The sequence below is a fragment of the Streptomyces sp. NPDC030809 genome (assembly GCF_055572195.1).
This window is the reverse complement of the sequence record NZ_JBVIDV010000051.1, coordinates 1-4,782: the sequence shown is the minus strand read 5'-3', so window position 1 is coordinate 4,782 and position 4,782 is coordinate 1. Positions and strand designations below refer to the sequence as shown.

Here is a 4,782-nt window from a genome sequence, read left to right as displayed (position 1 = left end):
GTGACGACGGCGTTGCGGGTGAGGATCACCAGGCGGGAATCGGTGTGTCGGGGATCGGCCAGCCATTCCTGCACCAGACCCAACACCCCGTGCAGATCGGCCCGGTGCTCTCCCGCGCACGGGGCGATCACGACCTCCGGGAGCGGTCCCTCGGACGGCAGGACGGCGAGGTCCGAGACCCCGTCGCCGTCCCGGCGCCCGGAAGCCCCGGCGAGCCAGACCGGTTCCGGCCCGGGACCGGCCGGACCTGCCTCCCCGGCGCCCGTCACCGGGACCCACTCCACGCGGAACAGGGAATCGCGCAGCCGCGCCGCGGCGCCGGCCCCCTGCGACACCGCGTCCGGCAGCGGCCGCAGGGTCAGCGAGCCCACCGAGAGGACCGGGCTGCCCAGCGCGTCCGCCGCATCGACCCGCACCGCGTCCGGACCGGTCACGGCCAGCCGGACCCGCAGCATCGTCGCGCCGGCGGCGTGCAGCCGCACCTGCCGCCACGAGAAGGGCATGCGGCCCCGCCCGCCGTCCGCGGCCGCCTCCTCGGCGAGGCTGCTGAGGCCGACCGTCTGCAGCGCGGCGTCGAACAGTGCCGGGTGCAGCTCGAAATCCCCTGCCTCCGCAGCCACTTCCTCCGGGAGGGAAACCTCCGCGAAGACCTCCGTGCCCCGCCGCCAGGCCGCTCGCAGCCCCCGGAAGGCCGGGCCGTAGTCGAATCCGCTCTCGGCGAGCCGCTCGTGGTAGCCGTCCAGGTCCAGCGCCTCGGCCCCGGCCGGCGGCCAGGGGGCGCCGAACGCGTACGGCTCCTCCTCCGTACGGCCCGCGGAACCGCCCGAGCCGCCGGAGCCGCCCGGTCCGCCCGAGCCGGCGGCGGTGGGCAGCCCCGGATGCAGGGTGCCGCTCGCGTGCCGGGTCCACGGCGCGCCGTCCTCCGGGGCCTCCCCCTCCGGACGGGCGTGCACGGTCAGGGCGCGCCGCCCCGCCCCGTCCGCGCCGCCGACCCGGACCCGCAGCTGGAGCCCGCCCTCCTCGGGCAGCACCAGCGGAGCCTCCAGCGCCAGCTCCTCCAGCAGCCGGCACCCGGCCCGGTCCCCGGCCCGTACGGCCAGCTCGGCCAGGGCCGCACCCGGCAGCAGGGCCGCGCCCTGCACCCGGTGGCCGCCGATCCACGGCTGCGCGGCGAGCGAGACCCGGCTCGTGAAGATCAGCTCCTCGCCGTCCGCGCTCTCCAGCACGGCCCCCAGCAGCGGGTGGTCCACCGCCTCCAGCCCCAGGGCGCGCACGGCCCCCGCCGGACCGGACGGGGCCTTCGGCCAATAGCGCTGCCGCTGGAAGGGGTACGTGGGCAGGTCCACCCGCCGGGCCCCGCTGCCGTCGAACAGCGCCGTCCAGTCCACCCGGGCACCGCGGGCGAAGACCGCGGCCACCGCCTCCACCAGCGACTCGGGCTCGGCCCGGTCCCGGCGCAGCGCGGCGGCGAACGCCGCCGGATCCTCGGGCAGGCAGTCCTGGCCCATCCCGGCGAGCACCCCGCCGGGGCCGAGCTCCAGGTAGCTGCCGATGCCCTGCTCGCCCAGCGTGCGCATCCCGTCGGCGAACCGCACGGCCTGCCGTACGTGCCGCACCCAGTAGCCGGGGTCGGTCAGCTCCTCGGCGGTCGCGGTCCGGCCGGTGACGTTCGAGACCACCGGGATCCGCGGCTCCCGGTACCGCAGGCCCTCGGCCACCGCGCGGAACGCGTCGAGCATGGGGTCCATGCGCGGGGAGTGGAAGGCGTGGCTGACGTTGAGCCGCTTGGTGCGCAGGCCCCGCCCGGCGAGTTCGGCGGCCATGGCGAGCACCGTCTCCTCGTCGCCCGAGAAGACCACCGAGCGGGGCCCGTTGACGGCGGCGAGCGACACCAGGTCCGTGCGCCCGGCCAGCACCTCCGCCACCTCCTCCTCGGTGGCGCGGACGGACACCATCGCCCCGCCGGCGGGCAGCTCCTGCATCAGCCGCCCGCGGGCGGCCACCAGCGCGCAGGCGTCCGGCAGCCCCAGCACCCCCGAGACGTGGGCGGCGGCCAGCTCGCCCACCGAGTGCCCGACCAGCGCGGCCGGCCGCAGCCCCCAGCTCTCGACGAGCCGGAACAGCGCCACCTCCACGGCGAACAGACCGGCCTGCGTGTAGCGCGTCTGGTCGAGGAGCCCCGCCACGGGAGTGCCGGGCTCGGCGAACACCACCTCCCGGAGAGGGAGTTCGAGGTGCGGGTCCAGGTGCGCGCAGACCTCGTCGAAGGCCGCGGCGAACACGGGGTACGCGGAGTGCAGTGCGCGCCCCATGCCCGGGTACTGGCTGCCCTGCCCCGTGAAGAGGAAGGCGGTCCGCCCGGCCCGGCTGCCGCTGCCCGTCACCAGCCCGGGGGTGGCGGCCGCACCTGCCGTGCCGGAGGCGAGCGCCGCCAGCGCCCCTTCGAGCCCGCCGGGCGCGCCGGAGTGCAGCACCGCCCGGTGCTCGAAGACCGTACGCCCGGCGGCCAGGGAGAAGCCGACGGAGGCCGGGTCGAGGCCGGCTCCCGCACCCGTCAGGTATGCGTGCAGCTGCGTTGCCTGCGCGCGCAGGGATTCCGCCGACCGCGCGGACAGCAGCCAGGGCACCACCGGCGGGGCCGGGGCCGCCGCGGGGGCCGGCTCGGCCGGCTCGGGGGCGTCCGGAGCCTGCTCCAGGATGGCGTGCGTGTTCGTCCCGCTCACGCCGAAAGAGGACACCCCGGCCCGGCGCGGCCGCCCGGCCGCGGGCCACGGCCGCTCCTCGGTGAGCAGGGACACGGCGCCGGAGTCCCAGTCCACGTGGCTGGAGGGGGCGTCCACGTGGAGGGTGCGGGGGAGGGTGCCGTGGCGCATGGCCATGACCATCTTGATGACCCCGCCGACGCCCGCGGCGGCCTGGGTGTGCCCGATGTTCGACTTCAACGAGCCCAGCCACAAAGGCTGTTCGGTGCTGTGGTCCTGGCCGTACGTGGCCAGCAGCGCCTGTGCCTCGATCGGGTCGCCCAGGCTGGTCCCCGTGCCGTGGGCCTCCACCACGTCCACGTCGGAACCGGTCAGCCCGGCCGCGGCCAGCGCGTCCCGGATCACGCGCTCCTGCGCCGGACCGTTGGGGGCCGTCAGGCCGTTGCTCGCCCCGTCCTGGTTCGCCGCCGTGGAACGGACCACCGCCAGCACCGGATGCCCGTTGCGCCGGGCGTCCGACAGCCGCTCCAGCAGCACCAGCCCCACGCCCTCGGCCAGGCTGGTCCCGTCCGCGGCCTCCGCGAACGCCTTGCAGCGCCCGTCCGGGGCCAGCCCGTGCCCCTGCCCCCGGCTGAACTCGTCGAAGAGCGTCGGCGTGGACATCACCGCCACCCCGCCGGCGAGCGCGAGGGAGCACTCGCCGTTGCGCAGCGACTGCACGGCCAGGTGCAGGGCGATGAGCGAGGAGGAGCAGGCGGTGTCCACCGTGACGGCCGGGCCCTCCAGCCCCAGCGTGTACGACACCCGGCCGGAGGCGACACTGCCCGCGCTGCCGTTGTAGACGTAGCCCTCCACCGCGTCCGGCGACTGCCCCACCAGCGTGCCGTAGTCGTGGTACATGACTCCGGCGAAGACGCCCGTGCGGCTGCCGCGCAGGGTGCGGGGGTCGATGCCGGCGCGTTCGCAGGCCTCCCAGGAGGTCTCCAGCAGCAGCCGCTGCTGGGGGTCCATGGCCAAGGCCTCGCGCGGGGAGATCCCGAAGAACGCCGGGTCGAACTCGGCCGCGTCGTAAAGGAATCCGCCGTGGTCGTACAGCCCGTCCAGGTCCCAGCCGCGATCCGTCGGGAACCCCGACACCGCGTCCTCGCCCGCGGCCACCAGCCGCCACAGGTCCTCCGGAGAGCGCACACCGCCCGGATAGCGGCAGCTCATCGCGACGATCGCGATCGGCTCCCGACTCCGCTCGGTCAGCTCGCGGTTGTGCTGCCGGAGCCGTTCGGTCTCCTTCAGGGAGGCCCGCAGCGCGGCGACGACCTTGTCGTGGGAATTGCTCATGGGGTCACTCACGCTCCGCGTCGGATCCGGCGGCATCGCCGTCGAAGGCAAGGTTGATCAGGAGGTCGACGTCCATCTCGTCGATCTCGTCGAGGGATTCCAGGACCGCCCCGCGGGACTCTCCGGCCACCGGACCGGCGGCCCGGGCGGGCTCCTGCGGGAACAGCTTCCGCTCCACGAACCGGGCGATCGCCTCGGGCGTCGGCTGGTCGAACACGAGGGTGGCCGGCAGGCGCAGGCCGGTGGCCGTGTTCAGCCGGTTGCGCAGCTCCACGGCGGTCAGCGAGTCGAAACCGATGTCCTTGAACGCCCGGTCCGGCTCGATCGCGGCCGTCGAGGCGTGGCCGAGCACGGCCGCCACCTGCGCCACCACCAGGTCCTCCAGCGCCTGCGTCCGCTGCTCTCCGGAAACCCGGGCGAGCCGCTCGGACAGCGACAGCTCCGCAGCCGCCGCCCGTACCCCGCCCTCGGCGGCACTGCGCCGCACCGCGCGCGGGGCGAGCCCGCGCAGCAGGGCCGGCAGCTCCTCCTCACGGGCCCGCCGCCGCAGCGTGCCGACGTCGAGCTTCATCGGCAGGAGGTGCGCCTCGCCGCTCGCGAGGGCCGCGTCCATGAGCCGGAGCGCCTCCTCGCTCTCCATCGGGCCGACTCCGTGTCGGTTCATGCGGTGGAGGTCGGTGGGGGTGAGGTTGCCGGTCATGGTGCTGCGTTCGTGCCAGAGGCCCCAGGCGAGGCTGGTGGCGGG

At 75.8% G+C, this 4,782-nt stretch carries 2 protein-coding genes; both read right to left on the bottom strand.

Features of this window, described 5'->3' with window-relative positions; genetic code table 11:
* Nucleotides 1-4,037, bottom strand: a 4,037-nt coding sequence (locus ACZ407_RS34840) for a type I polyketide synthase (RefSeq protein WP_468135552.1), incomplete at its 3' end; no start/stop codon positions are given.
* 4 nt (nucleotides 4,038-4,041) lie between these two features.
* On the bottom strand, nucleotides 4,042-4,782 hold a 741-nt coding region (locus tag ACZ407_RS34835), incomplete at its 5' end, for an acyl carrier protein (protein ID WP_468135550.1).